Origin of the sequence: Faecalicatena contorta (assembly GCF_021531895.1) — a bacterium.
GTDB lineage: Bacteria > Bacillota > Clostridia > Lachnospirales > Lachnospiraceae > JAFBIX01.
Genome location: NZ_JAFBIX010000079.1, coordinates 1 through 1,160 on the forward strand (window position 1 = coordinate 1; position 1,160 = coordinate 1,160).

1 protein-coding gene and 1 pseudogene are annotated in these 1,160 nt (G+C 38.0%); both read left to right on the forward strand.

Translation table 11 applies throughout. The features are described 5' to 3' along the window. Window positions 1-80: 80 nt before the first annotated feature. Window positions 81-791, forward strand: a pseudogene (locus JQM81_RS13855) (TVP38/TMEM64 family protein). Continuing rightward, window positions 788-1,045: a C-GCAxxG-C-C family protein gene (locus JQM81_RS13505; RefSeq protein ID WP_235234337.1), complete on the forward strand. Its 258-nt coding sequence runs from the start codon at window positions 788-790 to the stop codon at window positions 1,043-1,045. The pseudogene JQM81_RS13855 and the gene JQM81_RS13505 overlap by 4 nt, the downstream one beginning before the upstream one ends. The last annotated feature ends 115 nt before the right edge of the window (window positions 1,046-1,160 follow it).

The following is a 1,160-nucleotide window of genomic DNA, read 5'->3' on the forward strand; positions in this document are numbered from 1 at the left end:
ATATAATATAATATTTTAACAATCAACCTTCCATAAGTTAGAGGCATATCTGTCAGATGAATTTTTGGAGAGAGTCGAAAATGGAAAATAAAAAATCAAATAAAACAGGGAAAATATTTCTGGGTATAATTATAATTATAGCGGCAGCAAGTTATCTTTTTGTTCCGTCTGTAAAAAAGATGATGTATGATATTCTGAAGATGTTTGCAAGCGGGGATTTTACTGTGGTTCGCAAGTTTGTGGAATCTTATGGAGCTTATGCGGTGGCAGTGTCTTTTTTATTGATGATACTGCAATCCATTGCAGCACCGCTTCCAGCATTTTTGCTGACATTTGCTAATGCCAATCTTTTCGGATGGTGGAAAGGTGCCATCCTTTCTTGATCCAGTGCTATGGCCGGAGCAGCAATATGTTTTTGGATTGCGAGAATCTTGGGACGAGATGTTGTTGAAAGGCTTACCAGTAGGAGTGGATTAAAACAGATTGATGAATTTTTCGATAAGCATGGAAAAATGAGTGTCTTGATAGCAAGACTTCTGTCGTTTATATCTTTTGATATTGTCAGCTATGCATCGGGGCTTACATCTATGTCGTTTGGAAACTTTCTGGTTGCAACAGGAATCGGACAGCTTCCGGCAACGATTATATATTCTTATGTGGGTGGTATGCTTACTGGAGGAGCAAAAATGCTAGTGACAGCATTAATGATGTTATTTGCTATATCAGCATTTGTTGTTTTGCTTAGACAACTCTATATGGAAAGAAGAAAAAAGGAGGAAACAAGGGAATGAAACCGGAGAGTATTGCAGAAAAATTTTCAAAAGGATTTGACTGTTCACAGGTTGTCCTGGAACATTTTGCAGAGGAATTAGGTATTTCATCGGAACTGGCGAATAAGGTATCAGCTTGTTTTGGGGGAGGAATGGCAAAGGGTGAGACTTGTGGTGCGGTTGCAGGAGCATTGATGGTCATTGGATTGAAATATGGACAATATGATGAGGGACATATGGAACAGAAAGATATTATGGCAGAAAAGATAATATGAAGTGACCTCACGTTTGTAGGTTCGTGGATTTACCTGTAAACTGTTAATTGACAAGATTAATGGTAACAGGGATTACCGCATACAAAAGGAGGCCACTTATATGAAAAGAATAATA